Origin of the sequence: Vitiosangium sp. GDMCC 1.1324 (assembly GCF_003044305.1) — a bacterium.
GTDB lineage: Bacteria > Myxococcota > Myxococcia > Myxococcales > Myxococcaceae > Archangium.
Genome location: NZ_PZOX01000010.1, coordinates 296,928 through 314,740 on the forward strand (window position 1 = coordinate 296,928; position 17,813 = coordinate 314,740).

The 17,813-nt window shown below is 70.1% G+C and carries 11 protein-coding genes; 8 read left to right on the forward strand and 3 right to left on the reverse strand.

Features of this window, described 5'->3' with window-relative positions; genetic code table 11:
* Window positions 1-74: 74 nt before the first annotated feature.
* Together DAT35_RS28560 and DAT35_RS28565 are read left to right on the forward strand one after the other, a co-directional pair.
* A complete protein-coding gene (locus DAT35_RS28560) occupies window positions 75-770 on the forward strand; it encodes a pirin family protein (RefSeq protein ID WP_108070777.1) in 696 nt (231 codons plus the stop codon).
* Between the two features lie 126 nt (window positions 771-896).
* Window positions 897-1,649 (forward strand): M17 family peptidase N-terminal domain-containing protein, encoded by a 753-nt coding sequence (locus tag DAT35_RS28565; RefSeq protein WP_108070779.1) that lies wholly within the window; start codon window positions 897-899, stop codon window positions 1,647-1,649.
* Window positions 1,650-1,700: 51 nt separating this feature from the next.
* On the opposite strand, the gene uvrA is transcribed toward DAT35_RS28565, so the two are convergent.
* Window positions 1,701-7,004, reverse strand: coding sequence for an excinuclease ABC subunit UvrA (uvrA, locus tag DAT35_RS28570; RefSeq protein WP_108070781.1), 5,304 nt, complete (start codon window positions 7,002-7,004; stop codon window positions 1,701-1,703).
* A 197-nt stretch (window positions 7,005-7,201) separates the two neighbouring features.
* Between uvrA and DAT35_RS28575 the strand changes: the two genes are divergently transcribed.
* From DAT35_RS28575 to DAT35_RS28600, 6 genes are all read left to right on the forward strand, one after another.
* Window positions 7,202-8,383 (forward strand): cytochrome P450, encoded by a 1,182-nt coding sequence (locus DAT35_RS28575; protein WP_233261761.1) that lies wholly within the window; start codon window positions 7,202-7,204, stop codon window positions 8,381-8,383.
* A 40-nt stretch (window positions 8,384-8,423) separates the two neighbouring features.
* Window positions 8,424-9,617, forward strand: coding sequence for a cytochrome P450 (locus DAT35_RS28580; protein WP_108070785.1), 1,194 nt, complete (start codon window positions 8,424-8,426; stop codon window positions 9,615-9,617).
* Window positions 9,618-9,711: 94 nt separating this feature from the next.
* The gene (locus DAT35_RS28585) at window positions 9,712-10,905 is read left to right on the forward strand and encodes a cytochrome P450 (RefSeq protein ID WP_108070787.1); all 1,194 of its coding nucleotides are present in this window, start codon (window positions 9,712-9,714) and stop codon (window positions 10,903-10,905) included.
* Between the two features lie 111 nt (window positions 10,906-11,016).
* Entirely contained in the window at window positions 11,017-12,009 is a 993-nt protein-coding gene (locus DAT35_RS28590; protein WP_108070789.1) for a serine protease, read from the forward strand.
* A gap of 180 nt (window positions 12,010-12,189) precedes the next feature.
* A complete protein-coding gene (locus DAT35_RS28595; protein WP_108070791.1) occupies window positions 12,190-14,112 on the forward strand; it encodes an ATP-binding protein in 1,923 nt (640 codons plus the stop codon).
* Window positions 14,113-14,299: 187 nt separating this feature from the next.
* Window positions 14,300-14,791: a hypothetical protein gene (locus DAT35_RS28600; RefSeq protein ID WP_146209914.1), complete on the forward strand. Its 492-nt coding sequence runs from the start codon at window positions 14,300-14,302 to the stop codon at window positions 14,789-14,791.
* Between the two features lie 5 nt (window positions 14,792-14,796).
* On the opposite strand, the gene DAT35_RS28605 is transcribed toward DAT35_RS28600, so the two are convergent.
* Together DAT35_RS28605 and DAT35_RS28610 are read right to left on the reverse strand one after the other, a co-directional pair.
* Window positions 14,797-16,026: a cyclic nucleotide-binding domain-containing protein gene (locus DAT35_RS28605; protein WP_108070796.1), complete on the reverse strand. Its 1,230-nt coding sequence runs from the start codon at window positions 16,024-16,026 to the stop codon at window positions 14,797-14,799.
* Between the two features lie 137 nt (window positions 16,027-16,163).
* The gene (locus DAT35_RS28610) at window positions 16,164-17,789 is read right to left on the reverse strand and encodes an adenylate/guanylate cyclase domain-containing protein (protein ID WP_369946126.1); all 1,626 of its coding nucleotides are present in this window, start codon (window positions 17,787-17,789) and stop codon (window positions 16,164-16,166) included.
* Between the last annotated feature and the right edge of the window lie 24 nt (window positions 17,790-17,813).

The window sequence follows — 17,813 nt, forward strand, 5'->3', positions numbered from 1 at the left end:
CAGGATTCACGTCTGGCGGAGCACCAATCTCACGGTCATCTTGGAGGGGTCCAAATCGAGAAAAGGAGCACACCATGATGATCGTTCGACCCTCTGAAGCACGCGGACATGCGAACCACGGCTGGCTGGACTCCCACCATACGTTCTCGTTCGCGAGCTACTACGACCCGGAGTTCATGGGCTTCCGAGCCCTGCGCGTCATCAACGAGGACCGCGTCACGGCGGGCGAGGGCTTCGACACGCACCCGCACCGGGACATGGAAATCATCACCTATCCGCTCAGCGGCGCCATCGCGCACCGGGACAGCACCGGCGGCCAGGGACTGCTGCGCACAGGCGAGGTGCAGCGCATGACGGCGGGAACCGGCGTCCTGCACAGCGAGATGAACGGCGCCAACGAGGATCTGCACTTCCTGCAGATCTGGATCCTCCCCAACCAGCGCGCACTGAAGCCCGGCTATGAGCAGAAGGCCTTCCCCGAATCCGAGCGCAAGGGCCACTGGCGCGTCATCGTGAGCCCGGACGCCCGCGACGGCAGCCTCACCGTGCACCAGGACGTGGTGCTGCACAGCACGCTGCTGGGCAAGGGCGAGCAGGCCGAGTACACGCTGGCTCCGGATCGCCACGCCTGGGTTCAGCTGGCACGGGGCAAGGGCACGCTCAACGGCGTGGAGCTGAAGGCCGGAGACGGCGTGGCCGTGTCCCAGGAGTCGCGGCTGGTGCTCACGGCCTCCGAGCCGGTCGAGGCGCTGCTCTTCGACCTCGCCTGAGCGACCTGGAAGGGGCGAGCATCTCCTCCCTCATGTGAGGGATGACAGTGCCGCCTTTCTCCAACATCGTGATTGGGAATTCGGCGGGGCGCCACATCGCGCCCCGCCGACCTTCAGGAGAAAGACATGCGCCTCACACTGAAGCACGAGCTGCTCGCCCTGGGTCTTGTCCTCACACTCGGCGCGTCGTGGCCAGCACTCGCCGAGAACGCGAAGCCGCCGCCCGAGAAGAAATTCGAGACGCCGGTAGGGATTGCATTGAGCATCAAGCAAATCGGCCCGGTCACCCAGACCACCGACCTGCAGATCATCTGCGTATTGAAGCACGACCCCGCCGGGGACCAGTACATCGAGGCGATGCAGGACTTCAATGACAAGCAGGGGGGACTGCTCTCGGCGCTGCGCGAGCGGGGCGAGTTCGTAGGCGAGCTGGGGGAGACGCTGCTCTACACGCCGCCGCCGCACTCCATCACGCCGAAGCGGGTGCTATTGATTGGCATTGGGGATGCCAAGGAGTTGTCGCTGGACAGGCTGCGGTTGACGGGACGGATTGCCGTGCGCGAGGCCGTGCGCCTGGGAGTGAAGCACGTGTCGTTCGCGCCCACGCTGCGCGATCAGGGAAGCTCGGTCATCGATGTGGGCGAGGGAGACGCGGCCGTGGTGGAGCAGCTGCTGCTGGCCTTCGACACGGAGAAGCGGCTGCAGCAACAGGGCCTGGCGCCCAGAATCCAGCTCGCGTCGTGGGTCATCGAGGCGGGTCCGAAGTACTTCGATGGCGTCGTCACCCACGTGGGCGAGACGCTCCAGACCGTCGGCAAGACGCTCGAGCAGCGCGAGAAGAAGCCGTACGTGAACGCGGCCCCGGCCCCCGCGAAGTAGCCGAAAGGGCCTCCGTCCTGGTTGCACACCTCCAGGCCGGAGGCCCCGCTCTCACCGCCCCCGCGCCACCTTCCGGGCCGGCTCCTCCGCGGCGAACACCGACTTGAGCACCCGGCCCGTGGCCGTCTTCAGCCGAGCCACCTCCTGCGGCGTCCCCACCGCCACGATGCTCCCGCCGGCCTCGCCGCCCTCGGGCCCCAGCTCCACCACGTGGTCCGCCGAGGCGATGACGCTCGGGTGGTGCTCGATGACCACCAGCGTGTCCCCCCGGTCCACCAGCCGGCGCAGGAAGGCGATCAGCTTCGATACGTCTCCCAGGTGCAGGCCCGTGGTGGGCTCGTCGAGCACGTACAGCGTGGGCTCGTGGCGCGTGGAGGCGGTGAGCTCCGCGGCCAGCTTCAACCGCTGCGCCTCGCCGCCGGACAGCGTGTTCGAGCCCTGACCCAGTTGCAGGTAGCCCACGCCCAGGTCCGACAGGCACGACAGCGGCGCGGCCACCTTGGGCAGCGCATGGAAGACGTCCTTGGCCTCGTCCGCGGACAGGCGCAGCACATCTCCAATCGTCAGCCCGTGGTAGCGAACCTCGAGCGTGGCCGCGTCGAAGCGGGCCCCGCCGCAGACCTCGCAGGGGGTGACCACATCCGGAAGGAAGGACATCTCGTGCGAGATGGCCCCCTGCCCTTCGCATGCCGTGCACCGGCCACCGGACGCGGTGTTGAACGAGAACCGCGCGGGGCTGAAGCCTCGCAGCTTCGCCTCGGGAGTGGCGGCGAACGCGCGGCGCAGCTCGTCCCAGAGGCCCAGGAAGGTGGCCGGCACCGAGCGCGGCGTGCGTCCGATGGGCGACTGGTCCACGGCCAGCACGCGGCGGATGGCCTCCACGCCCGACAGGGACTTGAAGGGCCCCGGGCGCGTCGTCACCAGCCCGAGCTTCTCGCGCAGGGCCGGGTACAGCACCTGGCGCACCAGGGTGCTCTTCCCCGAGCCCGATACCCCCGACACCACCGTGAGCCGGCCCACGGGGATACGCAGGTCCGCACTCTTGAGGTTGTTGGCGCGGGCGCCCTTCAGCTCAATCCACTTCTCCGGCTCGCCCCGGTTCGTGGCGGCCAGCACCGCGGGCTCGCGGAGTGCCCGCGCCGTGGGAGCGTCCTCGCTCTGCAGCACCTGCTCGGGAGGGCCCTCGGCGAGGATGCGTCCGCCTCCCCGGCCTCCCGTGGGGCCCAGCTCGATGAGGTGGTCCGCCGCGCGGATGGTGTCCGTGTCGTGCTCCACCACCAGCACGGTGGAGCCGGTGTGCACCAGCGCGCGCAGGTTGGACAGCAGCCGGTGCGTGTCGCGCGGGTGCAGGCCGATGGTGGGCTCATCCAGCACGTACATCGCGCCGGTGAGGCCCGCACCGAGCTGCGCGGACAGCCGCAACCGCTGCATCTCCCCGCCCGACAGCGTGGACGCGTTCCGGTCCAGCGACAGGTAGCCCAGCCCCACCCGGTCCAGGAACTCCATGCGCCGCAGCAGCTCCTGGCGCGAGGGCTCGCCGAGCAGCTCCCGGTCTCCACGGAACTTCCACCCGCGCACCTGCTCCAGCGCGGCGGTGACGGACTGCTGCACCACCTCGTGGTAGCGCAGACCCTCGAGCTTCACGGCGCGCGGCACCGGCTCCAGGCGCGAGCCCTCGCAGGTGGGGCACGGCTCGGAATGGCCCTCGGCCAGCGCCTCGGCGCCGCCCTCCACGCCCGTGCCCTCGCAGTCCACGCACCGGCCCTGCTTCGTGTTGAAGGAGAACCAGCGCGGATCCAACTCCGGCACCGAGAAACCGCAGACGGGGCAGGTGCGCTCGCTGGACAGGAGCGTCTCCTTGTTGCCACCGCTGCGCACCTTCAGCGCGCCCTTGCCCCACGTGAGGGCCTTGTCGAACACCTCGCGCGGCAGCTTCGCCAGCTTGCCCTGGTACATGACGAGGTCGATGTCGTGCTCGCGCGACTTCACGAGCTGCGGCGGCTGATCCGTGGAGACCACTTTCCCGTCAGCGATGGCCGTCTCGATGCCCGCGCGAGCGGCGGCGGTGAAGACGTCCAGATACGTGCCCTTGCGAGCGCGCACCGCGGGAGCCAGCACCGTCCCATCCCCCTTCATCGCGGTGAGCTGGGCGTACAGGGCCTCGGCGGTGGTGGCGGCGATGGGCTCACCGTCGTTCGGGCAGTGGGGCTGGCCCAGCTTGGCGAAGAGCAGGCGCAGGTAGTGGGCCACCTCGGTGACGGTGGCCACGGTGCTGGTGGCGCCCGCTCGCGAGGTGCGCTGCTCCAGCGCCACGGAGGGCGGAATGCTGCTGATGCGCTCCACGTCCGGGCGCGGCATGGTGGGGAGGAACTGGCGCGCGTACGGCGTCAGCGTCTCCAGGAAGCGCCGCTGGCCCTCGGCGAACACCACGTCGAAGACGAGCGAGCTCTTCCCCGAGCCGCTCGGCCCCGTCACCACCGTCATCTTCCCGAGCGGAATCCGGCAGGACACCTCCTGCAGGTTGTGCTCGCGCGCATGCTCCACCTCGATGGCCGGAGGCACCTCCGCCCCGCCCTTCCCGCGCCTGCCCGGCACCACCGGCTCGCCCAACGTCCCGCGCAGCGCCGCCGCCGTGAGTCCCTCGCCCCGGGTGACGAGCTGCTCCGGCGTGCCCTCGGCCACCAGGCGTCCACCGTTGCGGCCACCTCCGGGCCCGAGGTCGATGATCCAATCCGCGCCCCGCATCACGACGAGGTCATGGTCCACCACGACGACGCTCGCGCCGTGCTCCACCAGCTCGTGCAGCGCGGCGAGCACCTGCCGCACATCCGCGTCGTGCAGACCGGCGCTCGGCTCGTCGATGAGGAAGAGCGAGCCCTTCGCCTCACTGGCCAGCGCACGCGCCAGCTTGAGGCGCTGGGCCTCGCCACCGGACAGGGTGGACAGGGGCTGGCCGAGCGGCAGGTACCCCAGGCCCAGCCGGGACACGGGCCCCAGCGCGCGCGCCAGCGGCTTGTCGCCAGCGAAGCGCTCCAGCACCTCGTCCACGGTCAGCTCCAGCACGTCCGCCACGGAGAGGCCATGGTGCCGGACGGCGAGCACCTCCTCCTTGAAGCGCCGGCCCCGGCACACCGGGCACAGCAGGGAGACGTCCGCGAGGAACTGCATCTCCACCGTCTCGTAGCCCTCGCCCGAGCAGGCCTCGCAGCGGCCCTTGTCCACGTTGAAGGAGAAGTGCGCCGAGGTCAGCCCTCGCACCTCGGCCTCAGGCTCGGAGGCGAAACGCTCGCGCAGCCGGTCCCACGCCTTGGTGTACGTGGCCGCGTTGCCCCGCGAGGTGCGCCCCAGCGGCGACTGGTCCACGAAGGTGACGCGCTCCACGGCCTCGAGCCCGTCCACCCCATCCGCCTCGCCAGGCACCTCGACGTCCTTCTCGCCCAGGGCGCGCCCGAGGTGGCGATACAGCACCTCGTCCATCAACGTGCTCTTGCCCGAGCCGCTCGGCCCGGTGATGGCGCACAACACGCCCAGCGGCACGCTCACGGAGACGCCCTCAAGGTTGTGGGCCCGGGCGTTGCGAATCACCAGCTCCCCGGTGCGCGTGCGGGGCGTGCGCTTCACGTCCTCGGTGCCCGACAGGAGCCGGCCGGTGGGCAGCTCCAGGCGCTTCGCCAGCGCCTGCGGAGTGCCGTCGAAGCACAGCTTCCCTCCGTGCTTGCCAGCTCCGGGTCCCAGCTCCAGCACGCGGTGCGCGGAGCGGATGACGAGCGGATCATGCTCGATGACCAGGGCGATGTTGCCCCGGGTGGCCAGCTCGGCCATGGCGCCGGTGAGGGGCCCCACGTCGGAGGGGTGCAGGCCCACGGTGGGCTCGTCCAGGACGAAGAGCGCTCCCGTCAGCGACGTGCCGAGCGCCGCGGTGAGGGACACGCGCTGCGCCTCACCGCCGGACAGCGTGCGCGCGGGCCGATCCAACGTGAGGTAGCCCAGGCCCACGCGCTCCAGGTAGCCGAGGCGACTCGCCAGCTCGCGGCGCACCAGCTCACCCTGGCCTGTGTGGGTGCGCAGGGCCTCCAGGCGAGCACGGGCATCGGACAGCTCCAGCCCGTGCCACGCGGCCAGGTCCAGCCCGCCCACGCGCCAGGCCCGCGCGGACTCGTTGAGGCGCGCACCCCCGCAGCTCTCGCACAGCGTATAGGCCCGGTAGCGCGAGAGCAGCACGCGCACGTGCATCTTGTACGTGCGGCTCTCCATCCAGCGGAACCACGCGCGCACACCCGGGTAGACGCGGCCGCCGTCGTAGTCCCCCTCGCCCTCCAGCACCTGCTCGCGCTGCGCCGGGGTGAGCTCCCCCCACGGCTTGTCCAGGGGAATGCCTTGCTCCCGCGCGTAGCGGAACAGCATCTTCCGCTCCCACTCGGACGTCTTGCCCGACCACGGGCGGATGGCGCCCTTCTCCAGGCTGAGCGCCGGGTTGGGCACCACCTTCGCCCAGTCGATGCCGATGGTGCGCCCGAAGCCCCGGCACGTGGGGCAGGCGCCGGTGGGCGACTGGTAGCTGAAGAGTCCGGGCCGGGCCTGCTCGAACTCGCGCGAGCACTTCGGACACACGAGGCCGCGGCGGATGCGCCGGGTACCCGCGGGGGTGAAGGCCACCGCCTCGCCGTTGCCCATCGCCCACGCCGACTCCAGCGCCGCCGTCACCCGGCCGAGCTGTCCCTGAGCCAGCTTCAGCCGATCCACCACCACGTGCGCCACACCCGCCGAGTCGGTGGCCTCGCTCGGCCGCAGCGACTCCAACTCCCGCACCTCGCCCTGCACCACCAGCCGGTGGAAGCCCTCCTTCAACAGCCGGGCGCGCACGTCGAGGAACTCGGCGGTGTCCGCGATGCGCAGCGGGAAGGCCAGCACGGCGAGCGCGTCGGGCTCCGCGGCGATCGTCGCCGAGGCCGCCACGCGAGCATCCGTGCGCACCGCCTCCACTCCGCACGCCGGGCACACCGGCATCGCCTCGCGCGTGAAGAGCGCGGACAGGTACGCCTCCACGTCGGCCAGGGTGGCGACCGTGGAGCGCGAGCTCTTCACGGGCGCGCGGCGATCCACCGCCACGCCCGCGGCCACGGGCTCCAGCGTGTCCATTGGGGGCCGCTCCAGCCGCTCGAGGAACTGGCGTGCGTACGGGCTGAAACTTTCGACAAAGCGGCGCTGTCCCTCGGCGTAGAGGGTGTCCAGGGCCAGGCTGGACTTGCCGGAGCCGGACACACCGGTGAGGCACACCAGCTCTCCCTCGGCGAGGTCCACGGAGAGGGACTGGAGGTTGTGGGTCCGGGCTCCTACGAGGTGCGTCTTATGCATGGGGGGTTGTGGTTTAACGCTGGAAGTCAGGCGCGCCAACGGAATCTGGGACGTGGGGTGCAACGGGTTGGCTGGCTGCTTCATCTCACCTGTTGACGTTGCTTCGCCCACCAAGCAATTCCCCAACCCGGAGGCGGGATCGAGCTACCCTGGAGGCCCCCGCTTCTCAACGCGCGAGAATCTCTATGAGCTGCAGAGTGAATCTGCTCGCACCTGACGTGCGGGCGAATCCCTACCCCCTCTATGCCGAGCTGCGCCGCCATACCCCGGTGTGCCGGGTGGACCCGGGCGGGCTGTGGGCCGTCTCGCGCTACGACGACGTGGTGACCGTGCTGAAGCATCCCCAGCCCTTCTCCTCGGAGGGCATCCGGCGGACCTACCGCCCGGAGTGGATTCCCGACTACCCCATGGCGGACTCCATGCTGGTGATGGATCCGCCGTGTCACACCCGACTGCGGGCGCTCGTCAACCGCGCCTTCGGAACCTCCGTGCTGCACCGATTGGAGGAGCGCGTGCGCGAGCTGGCCCACCAGGTCGTCACCGCGCTGCCCGCCGGCCGTCCCGTGGACTTCGTGGATGGCTTCTCCAGCCGCGTGCCCATCTGCGTGCTGGGAGAGCTGGTGGGCATCCCGCCTTCACTCCACGCACAGCTCAAGCAGTGGGCGGAGGTGATGACCCGCTTCACCAGCGTGGGTCCGGACGACCTGGAGCTCCAGGAGCAGATCCGCGCCGCGCTGGCCGAGGCCCGGCGACACTTCGAGCAGGTGCTGGAGGAGCGCCGCCATGAGCCGCGGGACGATCTGATCAGCGACCTGCTGCAGGCGCGCGTGGACGGCGAGGCGCTCACGGACACGGAGCTGATGGGCTTCATGTTCCTGCTCCTCATCGGTGGCCTGGAGACGACGGTGCACCTGCTGAGCAGCTGCGTCCTGAAGTTCCAGGAGGACCCGGCCCTGATGACGCGGCTGCGCGAGGAGCCCGCCCTCATTCCCCGCTTCCTCGACGAGATGCTGCGCCACAGCGGGCCGGTGCATGGGATCGTGCGGATGGTGACCGATGACGTGGAGCTCGGGGGCGTGCAGGTGCCCCGAGGCGAGCGGCTGCTGCTGCTGCTGGCTTCGGCCAACCGCGACGAGGCACAGTTCCCCGATCCGGACCGCTTCGACATGGAGCGCCCCGGCCCGCAGAACCTGCCCTTCGGCCATGGCGCCCACTTCTGCCTGGGTGCCCAGCTGGCGCGGATGGAGGCCCGGCTGGCCCTGGAGGCGCTGCTGGCCCGGTTCGCGCGGCTGACGCTCGGAAACGAGCCCGCGCGGTGGAACATCTCGCTGGTGATACGGGGCCCCACCTGGCTGCCACTCGCGGGGCACCTGGACTGAGCGCTAGCATGCGCGGACTCCTTCCCTGAGAGGCAGACCCATGAGCAGCCGCGTCAACCTCCTGGCCCCCGAGGTCCGAGCCAATCCCTACCCTGTCTTCGCCGAGCTGCGCCGACACGCGCCCGTGAGCCAGGTGGATCCGGGTGGGCTGTGGGCCGTATCGCGCTTCGCGGACGTGTCGCACGTGCTGAAGAACCCGCAGCGCTTCGCCTCCGAGGGCTTCAAGCAGGCCTACCGTCAGCCGTGGATCTCCGACTACCCGCTGGCGAGCTCCATGCTGGTGATGGATCCACCGCACCACACCCGGCTGCGGGCGCTCGTCAACCGCGCCTTCGGTCCGGCGGTCCTCTCCCGGCTGGAGCCACGCATCCGCCAGCTCGGCGAGCAGATCGCCGCTGAGCTGCCCGCGGGCCGTCCGGTGGACTTCGTGGAGGCCTTCTCGGTGCGGATGCCCCTGGCAGTCATCGCGGATCTGCTGGGCCTGAGTCCCTCCATCCATCCGAAGCTCAAGCGCTGGGCGGACATCTTCGGCTCGTTCACCGGCATCCTCCCCCACGACACCGAACGGCAGCAGCAGATGCGTGAAACCGTGGCCGAGGCCCGGCAACACTTCGAGCACGTGCTGGAGGAGCGCCGCCGCGAGCCGCGCGAGGACCTGGTGAGCGACCTGCTGCGAGCGCGCGTGGACGGCGAGGCGCTCACGGACACGGAGCTGATGGGCTTCATGTTCCTGCTCCTCGTGGCCGGGCTGGAGACGACGGTGCACCTGCTGAGCCACTCCGCCCACCTGCTCCACCTGCAGCCGGAGCTGATGGAGCGGTTGCGCGCGGCCCCCTCGCTCGTCCCCCGCTTCGTCGAGGAGATGCTGCGCTACGAGCCTCCCGTGCACGGCGTCTTCCGGATGACCACCGAGGAGGTGGAGCTCGGCGGCGTGCACCTGCCCAAGGGGGCTCGGCTGCTGCTGTTGCTGTGCTCGGCCAACCGCGACGAGGCGCAGTTCCCCGACCCGGATCGCTTCGACCTGGAGCGTGGCGGGACGCAGAACCTGCCCTTCGGCCACGGCATCCACTTCTGCCTCGGCGCCCAGCTCGCGCGGCTCGAGGGGCGGCTCGCCCTGGAGGCCCTCGTCTCCCGGTTCTCGCGACTCACACCCGGAGACGCACCGGTGCGGTGGAATGCCTCACTCGTAGTGCGAGGCCCCTCGGCCCTGCCGCTCGTGGCACATCCTGCCTGAGTCATCCGGTGAACCGCCCTGCTCCACCGCGGGCAGGGCCCACCTCGGGCTGCGCTACCATTGGCGTTGCAACCGTCACGCCCGAGGTACGCCCATGAGCAGCCGAGTGAACCTGCTGGCCCCCGAGGTCCGCGCCAACCCCTATCCTGTCTACGCCGAGCTGCGCCGCCACGCGCCCGTGAGCCAGGTGGATCCAATGGGGTTGTGGGCCGTCTCTCGCCACGATGACGTGGTGCACGTGCTGAAGAACCCGCAGCTCTTCACCTCCGAGGGCTTCCGGCAGGCCTACCGCCCGCCGTGGATCTCCAACTACCCGCTGGCGGACTCGGCACTCGTCATGGATCCGCCGCGCCACACGCGGCTGCGCTCGCTCATCAGCCGCGCCTTCGGGGCCTCCGTCATCACGCGCATCGAGCCCTTCGTGCGCCAGCTCGCGGCACGGATCGCCGCCGACATCCCCGAGGGGCGCCCGGTGGACTTCGTGGAGGCCTTCGCCACGCCCATGCCCATGGGCGTCATCGGCGAGCTGCTGGGGCTCTCCCCGGAAGTGCACCCGTTGCTCATGCGCTGGGCGGAGCACCTGGCGCGCTTCACCAGCATCGGCCCCCACGAGACGGAGCGGCAGGAGGAGATGCGCGCCACGGTGAACGAGGCCCGCCAACACTTCGAGCAGGTGCTGGAGGAGCGCCGCCGCGACCCGGGCGACAACCTGGTGAGCGACCTGCTGCGGGCGCGCGTGGACGGCGAGGCGCTCACGGACACGGAGCTGCTGGGCTTCATGTTCCTGCTCCTCATCGGCGGCCTGGAGACGACGCTGCACCTGCTGAGCCACTCGGCCCACCGGCTCCACCTGCAACCGGAGGTGATGACGCTGCTGCGCGAGCAGCCCGCGCTCGTCCCGCGCTTCATCGACGAGGTGCTGCGCCACGAGCCGCCCGTGCACGGCATGATGCGGCAGGCCGCCGAGGAGGTGGAGCTCGGCGGCGTGCGCGTGCCCAAGGGCGCGCGGGTGCTGATCCTCATGGGCTCGGCCAACCGCGACGAGGCCCACTTCCCGAATCCGGACCTCTTCAACCTGGACCGGCCCGGCCCGCAGAACCTGCCCTTCGGCCACGGCATCCACTTCTGCCTGGGCTCCCAGCTCGCGCGCCTGGAGGCACGGCTGGCCGTGGAGGCACTGCTCGGCCGCTTCACCCGGCTCACCGCGGGAGGCGAACCGGTGCGGTGGAACGCCTCGCTGATCGTCCGGGGCCCCGCGAAGCTGCCCCTCGTCGCGCACACGGACTGAGAGGGCGGAGAGTCCGCCCGGCTGCCCTGCCTCCATCGAGCCACTCGGGAGCAGCCATCTGCCCGGCTCCATCGGCATGCCCATGCTGTAGGGGAGGAGGAGTCCTCCCCCATGTTGACCGTCGACACCGATCTCTCCACCGCTCGAGCGGTCGCCGCCCGGGCAGCCCCCGCCCTCGCCATCCTGGAGATGCCGGGCCGGCAGGGGGTGGGCTTCGTGGCCTCGCCTCAGGGCCAGCTCGTCACCAACCTGCACGTGGTGGCGGGCGCCGAGGAGATCCACGTCGTCCTCGCCGACGATCAATTCCTGCGGGTGGAGCAGGTGGTGGCGCTCGACGAGAAGCGGGACCTGGCCGTGCTGCAGCTTCCCACGCAGGGCATGGAGGCACTGCGGCTCGATGACGCGGCGCACCCGGGCGAGGGCGATGCGCTCTACATCCTCCTGCCCGCGGGAGGCGGCATGCTGGGACTGCTGGAGACGCGAGTCCATGCCGTGCAGCGGCTCGACGAGTTCCTCACCTTCCTCGAGCTGGAGGCGTCCCTGCCGGAAGACGCCTCGGGCAGCCCGGTGCTGGATGCCGCGGGCGCGCTGGTGGGCGTGGCCACGTGCGCCTTCGCGGACGGACGTCCCGTCACCATCGTCATCCCCTCGCGCTATGTAGTGCCTCTGCTGGAGCAGCCCGACACGAAGCCGCTCTCCGCGCTCGCGCTCGCGAAGCCCTCGGCCTCCCGGCAGCGCCAGGTGCCCACACACCCGCTCTCACTGCTGGAGGGGTGCGTCACGGATGGCATCGAGGAGGTCGCCCTCGCCATCGTGCAGGCCATCCAACAGGGAGCCCCCGCCTACAATCGCGGAGACCCCGAGGCCTGCTACCGCCTCTATGAACGCACGGCCGAGCGGCTCGTCCAGGAGCGCACGGACTGCCCCGGCGCCCAGCTCGCCCTGCGCGAGGGGCTCCAGCGGTGCGCCCAGCTCGAGGACGCGGACTCGTGCGCGTGGGCCCTGCGCGACACCTTCGACGGCCTGCTCCAGGTCATCGACCGCTGGCTCCAGGCCCAGGCCGCCTTCGCCCGCATGTCGGCCCCCAAGTCCTACCTCCAGTGACGGCCTTTGCGGACCTGACGCCATGGGGTACCAGCCATCCCGGGAATTCGTTCGTTCCCTGACGGCCGAGGCGACCTCGGGACAGCAAAGTATCGGCGGGGACCCCGCCCCGTCGGAGGCCCGGGCCCACCCGTAGTAAAACACGGGATCAACTCGGCAACCCCCCTCGACGAGGAGCACATGCGGGCCCTGCTCGTTCCATCCGGGAACATCGATCTCTCGCCCGTGGAGCCGCTGCTCCGACAGCTCGGAATGACGCTGACGCGAGCCAGGGACGACGAGGCGGCCATCACCGCCTTCCGCCTGTCCCCCTATCCGCTCGTGCTGCTGGGGATGGATGACGCGGGAGACCAGGTCGTGCTCGTGCGCGCACTCCGGGCCAGTCCGCGCGGGCTCGAGACCGCCATTCTCCTGGTGACCCGCCCCGACCAATTGGAGCGGATGAGCCCCCTGCTGGACGCGGGCGTGGATGACTTCCTGTTGCTGCCGCTGGACGAGGCCTCGGCCATGCTGCGGCTGCGGCTCGCCGAGCGCCGGTGGTCCGAGCGGCCGAAGCCACTCCCGGAGGCCTTCGCGCTGGACGGGCTGTACGCGGTGCTGCTGCGCGACAGCCCGGTGCCCACCGCCATCACCACGCGCGAGGGTGGCGCCTTCGTGGAGGTGAACGACGCGTGCGCGCAGCTGTTCGGCTACACCCGCGAGGAGATGCTCTGGCGCACCGCGAGGGACCTGGACCTGTGGGACAACCCCATCGAGCCCGACCGGCTGGCGGCGATCTTCCGGGAGCATGGCGAGGTGCGCGGGGTGGAGTGCCGCGTGCGCACGAAGAGCGGGGAGTGCCGGCACGTGCTCGTCTTCACGGGCATCGCCGAGTACGCGGGCACTCCGCACATCGTGTCCATGTTCCCGGACGTCACCGAGCGCAAGCAGATGGAGGCGCGGCTGTTGCTGGCGGATCGGATGGCCTCGGTGGGCACGCTGGCGGCGGGCGTGGCGCATGAGATCAACAACCCGCTGGCCTACGTCACGGCGAACCTCGGCTACGCGCACGAGGAGCTGCTCCGCCAGTTGGAGCGCTGGCCCGCGGAGGGCCTTCCTTCAGCAGGCCCGCTGAAGTCGGTGTGCGTCGCGCTCGGCGAGGCCCTGCAGGGAGCGGATCGGGTGCGGACGATCGTCGGGGATCTCAAGACATTCTCCCGCGAGACGCAGGAGTCCCTCGGGACGGTGGACGTGAAGAAGGTGCTGGACTCCACGCTGAACCTGGCGGCCGGGGAGATCCGCCACCGTGCGAGGCTGGTGAAGGAGTACGGGAAGGGAGTGCCCCCGGTGCGCGGCAACGACTCGCGCCTGGGCCAGGTGTTCCTCAACCTGGTGGTGAACGCCGCCCAGGCCATCCCGTCCGACGGAGACGCGGACCACCATGAGATTCGCGTCACCACGCGCCTGACGGAGCGCGGGTGGGTGGCGGTGGAGGTATCGGACACGGGGGCGGGCATCGCCCCGGAGCTGTTGGGCCGCATCTTCGATCCCTTCTTCACCACCAAGCCGCCGGGAGTGGGCACCGGGCTGGGACTGTCCATCTGCCACAACCTGATCACCGCGATGGGCGGGGAGCTGCATGTGCAGAGCGACCTGGGGCGGGGCACGACCTTCCAGGTGCTGCTGCCGTCGGCCACCACGTCCCTGGAGCCGTCCGCGCCGGGGTCCGAGGTGACGGTCACCGGAGGGCCGAGGGGCCGCGTGCTGGTCATCGACGACGAGCCGCTGCTGTGCTCGGCGGTGGAGCGGATCCTGCGGCCCCACCATGACGTGGTGTTCACCACGCTGGCGGCCGAGGTGCTCCCGAGGCTGGAGGCGGGAGAGCACTTCGATCTCATCCTGTGCGATCTGATGATGCCGAGGATGAACGGGATGGACTTCCACGCGGCACTGCACCGGCTGAGGCCGGATCTGACGGGCCGGGTCATCTTCCTGACAGGCGGAGCCTTCACACCGCAGGCGAAGACCTTCCTGGAGCGAGTGCCCAACCGCCGGGTGGAGAAGCCGTTCAACGCGCGAGCCCTGCTGGCGGTGACGAGCGAAGTGCTCGCCGCCCGCGGCTGAGACGGGGTTCAAGGGAGGTCGCCACGACCAGTGAAGGCCCCCAGCCAGGCCAGCTCGTTGCGAGCCCGGGAGGATTCCAGGTCCTCCAGGAGAGAGGGCAGAGGCCAGCGCTCGATGCTGGCGCGGGCGTGTGCATACGGCAGAAGGGAAGCAACCCCAACAAGCGCTGGGATGGGAGACCCTGTCAGTGAGGAAATTGTCGAAGGCCTCCGAACGCCGTTCCAAGGAAGTGGCACGGGCTTTCGACCAGCTCATCGTGGCAACCAGCGACGACTCCTTCGAGATCCTCGAAGGTAAGTACAAGGAGCTGGAGCGGCACCTGCTGCGCTCGTTGCTCAAGACAGCCTTCGAACGCAAGGAGGCCCAGCGACGGATCGCAGAGAGGCTCTTCACCGAGGCCTTCGCACACAACTGCCCCTGGCCGGTTTTCGGGCGCTTGCTGCGGCGCATCCAGCGGCTGGGCTACTCGAACGCGGAGCGCCGCTATCATGTCGCCTGCCTCTACGCCATGTGGTGCGAGCGCCACCGAGAGCATGACCCCCGAGAAGCCCGCCGCCTGCTGGACGAGACCGAACGGCACCTGCTCCGGCTCCCCCGCTCCAACCGATTGCGCCAGGGTCTACTGGAGGCGCTCGCAGAGAAGCGCCGGGAGACGGGCCTGCGACCGCTGGACGAGTAATCCCCTCAGACGCGCTGGTCGCCCTCGAGCATCTCCTGCCCGGAGAGCAGCCGGGCCGTGCGCTGGAGGCGCTCGGAGCTCAGCCGGGAGAGCGCCTCGCGCACCCCAGGCTGCACGAGGATGTGGCGCTCGACGGACTGGCGATCCAACCGCAGCAGCGTACAGGCCGAGTCCGCGAACACGGAGGCAGTCGCGGGCAGGCCGAGCAACACGGAGAGCTCGCCGAAGACGTCCCCCTCGCTCAGCACGGGATAGTTGCTCTGGTGCCCGTCCGGGTGCTGGTGGACCACCCGGCACTGGCCCCGGAGCAGCAGGTACAGGGCTTCTCCCGGCTGTCCCTGGACGAGCAGGGACTGGCCGGCCGGCACCGTCTGGAGCTGGAAGGCGCGGGCCGCGGCCTCGCGCTGCGCGGGCGTGAGGGCGGAGAGGAGCGGATTGCTGCGCAGCACGTTGGCCAGCAGCCGCTCCTGGTGGAAGGACCGCAGCACCTCACCCACCGAGGGGTGGCGCTGAACGAGCCGCTCCACCTGCTCCCGCGTCAGCACCAGCACCACGGTGCGCTCGGTGGCCACCACTCCCGCCAGCCTGGGCCCCTCGGACAGGAGGGCCATCTCCCCGAAGAAGTCGCCCTCGCCCAGCGAGGCCACCTTGCGCCGCCGGCCTCCCTCCAACTGCCGCACCACGTCCACGCGCCCCTCCACGAGGGCGAACAGGGAGTTGCCCGGCTCGCCCTCGGTGACGATGGTGGCCCCAGGTGCGAAGGCCTTCAGCGCCAGCTCCTCCAGCACCGCCACGAAGGCCTCCCGGCTCAACTGCGAGAAGAGGGGAATCCGCGGCAGGGCCTCGGGCACTGTCCCCTTGGTGGGTGGGGGTGTCACGGGCACCGGCGCGGGAGTCAGCCGGGGCGCGGGCGCCATGCGGCGCGCGTAGAGCTCCGCCAGCATCCGCTGCGTCCGGCCGTGTCCCGAGTCGAGTTGGAGGATGACCTTGCACAAGGCGATGGCGCGCAGCAGCCAGCCCAGCCGGGCCCAGGCCATGGCCGCCGACTCGTACATGCCGATGGCCTCCTGCTTGCGGCCCAGCCGCTGGAGCAGCTCGGCCACCTTCTGGCGGATGGCCAGGTCCTCCGGCGCGGCCTGCGCCAAGAGCTGGTATTCGGCGAGCGCCTCCTCCAGCTGCCCACCAGCGAAGAGTTGAGCAGCAGCGTCCTTGTGCGTGCGAAGCGCCTCACTCATGGCGGACCTCCTCTACGGATTGCGCGGGCCGTCCTCGGGTCTCCCGTCCCGCTTGCATTCCGTTTCTCTCACGGAGTCCCTTCCAGGGATGTGACGCGACTGACGCGTCCCGTGTGAGGTCCGTCACAGGGGCCGGCTCACTTCGAAGCCGGCTCGCGCCACTCCAACCGGTAGAGGTTCAACGCCTCCTGCTTGCCCTTCACCCGGGTCGGCGGCAGCGGACTCGTGTGCCAGGCCCGCTCCCGCCAGAGCGCGAACGTGGTGTCGGTCATGCAGATCTCCCCGTCCCCGGCGACCGAGCACACCCGGCTGGCGACGTTCGTCGCGTCCCCGATGGTGGCGTACTGCAGGTACTGCTCGGAGCCGATGTTCCCGGCCGCCACCCGCCCCGTGTTCAGGCCCACGTGGATCTGCAGCTCGGGCCGGCCCTGGGTCCGCCAGCGCGCGTTCAGCGCCGCCAGCGCCTGCTGCATCTCCACCGCGGCGCGCACGGCCCGGTCGGCATCGTCGGGGTGCGAGAAGGGCGCCCCCCACACCGCCATCAGTGCGTCGCCGATGTACTTCTCCAACGTCCCCTCATACTTGAAGACGATCTCCGCCATGACCGGGAAGTAGTCATTGAGCAGATCCACCACCTGCCGGGGCTCGAGGGCGGAGGAGAGCGCGGTGAAGCCGCTGATGTCCGAGAAGAGGACGGTCACCTCCGTCTCGATGGTCTCCAGGGGGCCGCCCCTGGCCATCTGCAGCTTCTTGAGGGTGGCCGGGGGGAAGAAGCGCAGGTAGGCGTTGCGCAGCACGGCCTCTTCCTCGATCCGCTGCGACAGGAGCGAGTTGTCCAGCGCGATGGCCGCCTGGTTGGCGAAGGCGGTGAGGAACTCCAGGTCCTCCTGCCCGAAGCCATTGGGCCGGGTGAGGTTGTCCACGTACAGCACGCCCAGCACCTCGTCCCGGGGCTTGAGCGGCGCGCACATCGAGGCCCGGATGGACTGCAGCACCACCGAGGCCGCATCGTCCAGCCGGGGATCCACCCGGGCATCGGAGAAGAGCGCGGCCACGCTCTGCGTGCGCACGTAGTCGACGATGTTCTGGCTGTAGAACGAGCCGGAGGGGGACTCGCCACTGGAGAACCGCGCCACTCGGGGGCTCAGCTTCCCCGTGGAGGGGTCCACCAGCAGGATGGCGGCGCGATCCACTTCCATGATCTGGAAGACGAGATCCAGGGTGCGCTCCAGCAGGGACTCGATGGAGCCGGGGGAGGAGAGCAACTCGCTCACCTTGAGCAACACCTGGAGCTTGTCGTTCGCCCGGCTCTCGCTGTTCGCGCTCCGCACCTTGAGGGCGGAGGTCTCCCCTCGCCCGGAGGTGCGCTCGAGCAGCTCATCCATCGAGCTGGGAGAGAACCGGGTCTGCAGCGGTTGCACCTGCGTTGGCGCCACATCCACCGGGAACTCGCGCACGGAGGTGGGCACCAGCTTGAACCGCACCTCACCGCACCGGAAGACCTCGCCCACCCGCAGTTCCTGGCGCTCGACCCGGATCTCGTTGATGAACGTCCCATTCTTGCTGTTCATGTCGAACAGCGTGACGCGCTCACCCTCGCGCTCGAGCCGTGCATGCCGCCGCGACAGGCTCTTGTGGAGGACACAGATGGTGCTCTCCTCCGTACGGCCAATCGTCACAGGCCCCTCGGGGAGCTCGAACGCCTGCTCATCCAGCAGGCCCGGGTTCATGATGAGCTGCATATGGGCCGGGGACGTTAGCATGCGACGAAGCCCTCAACGGGCACG

Bases quoted from the DNA above. Each gene is read 5' to 3' on its own strand.
- DAT35_RS28605 (WP_108070796.1), bottom strand. From the start codon at position 16,026: ATGAGTGAGGCGCTTCGCACGCACAAGGACGCTGCTGCTCAACTCTTC.
- DAT35_RS28595 (WP_108070791.1), top strand. From the start codon at position 12,190: ATGCGGGCCCTGCTCGTTCCATCCGGGAACATCGATCTCTCGCCCGTG.
- DAT35_RS28610 (WP_369946126.1), bottom strand. From the start codon at position 17,789: ATGCTAACGTCCCCGGCCCATATGCAGCTCATCATGAACCCGGGCCTG.
- DAT35_RS28580 (WP_108070785.1), top strand. From the start codon at position 8,424: ATGAGCAGCCGCGTCAACCTCCTGGCCCCCGAGGTCCGAGCCAATCCC.
- DAT35_RS28565 (WP_108070779.1), top strand. From the start codon at position 897: ATGCGCCTCACACTGAAGCACGAGCTGCTCGCCCTGGGTCTTGTCCTC.
- DAT35_RS28590 (WP_108070789.1), top strand. From the start codon at position 11,017: ATGTTGACCGTCGACACCGATCTCTCCACCGCTCGAGCGGTCGCCGCC.
- DAT35_RS28585 (WP_108070787.1), top strand. From the start codon at position 9,712: ATGAGCAGCCGAGTGAACCTGCTGGCCCCCGAGGTCCGCGCCAACCCC.
- uvrA (WP_108070781.1), bottom strand. From the start codon at position 7,004: ATGCATAAGACGCACCTCGTAGGAGCCCGGACCCACAACCTCCAGTCC.
- DAT35_RS28560 (WP_108070777.1), top strand. From the start codon at position 75: ATGATGATCGTTCGACCCTCTGAAGCACGCGGACATGCGAACCACGGC.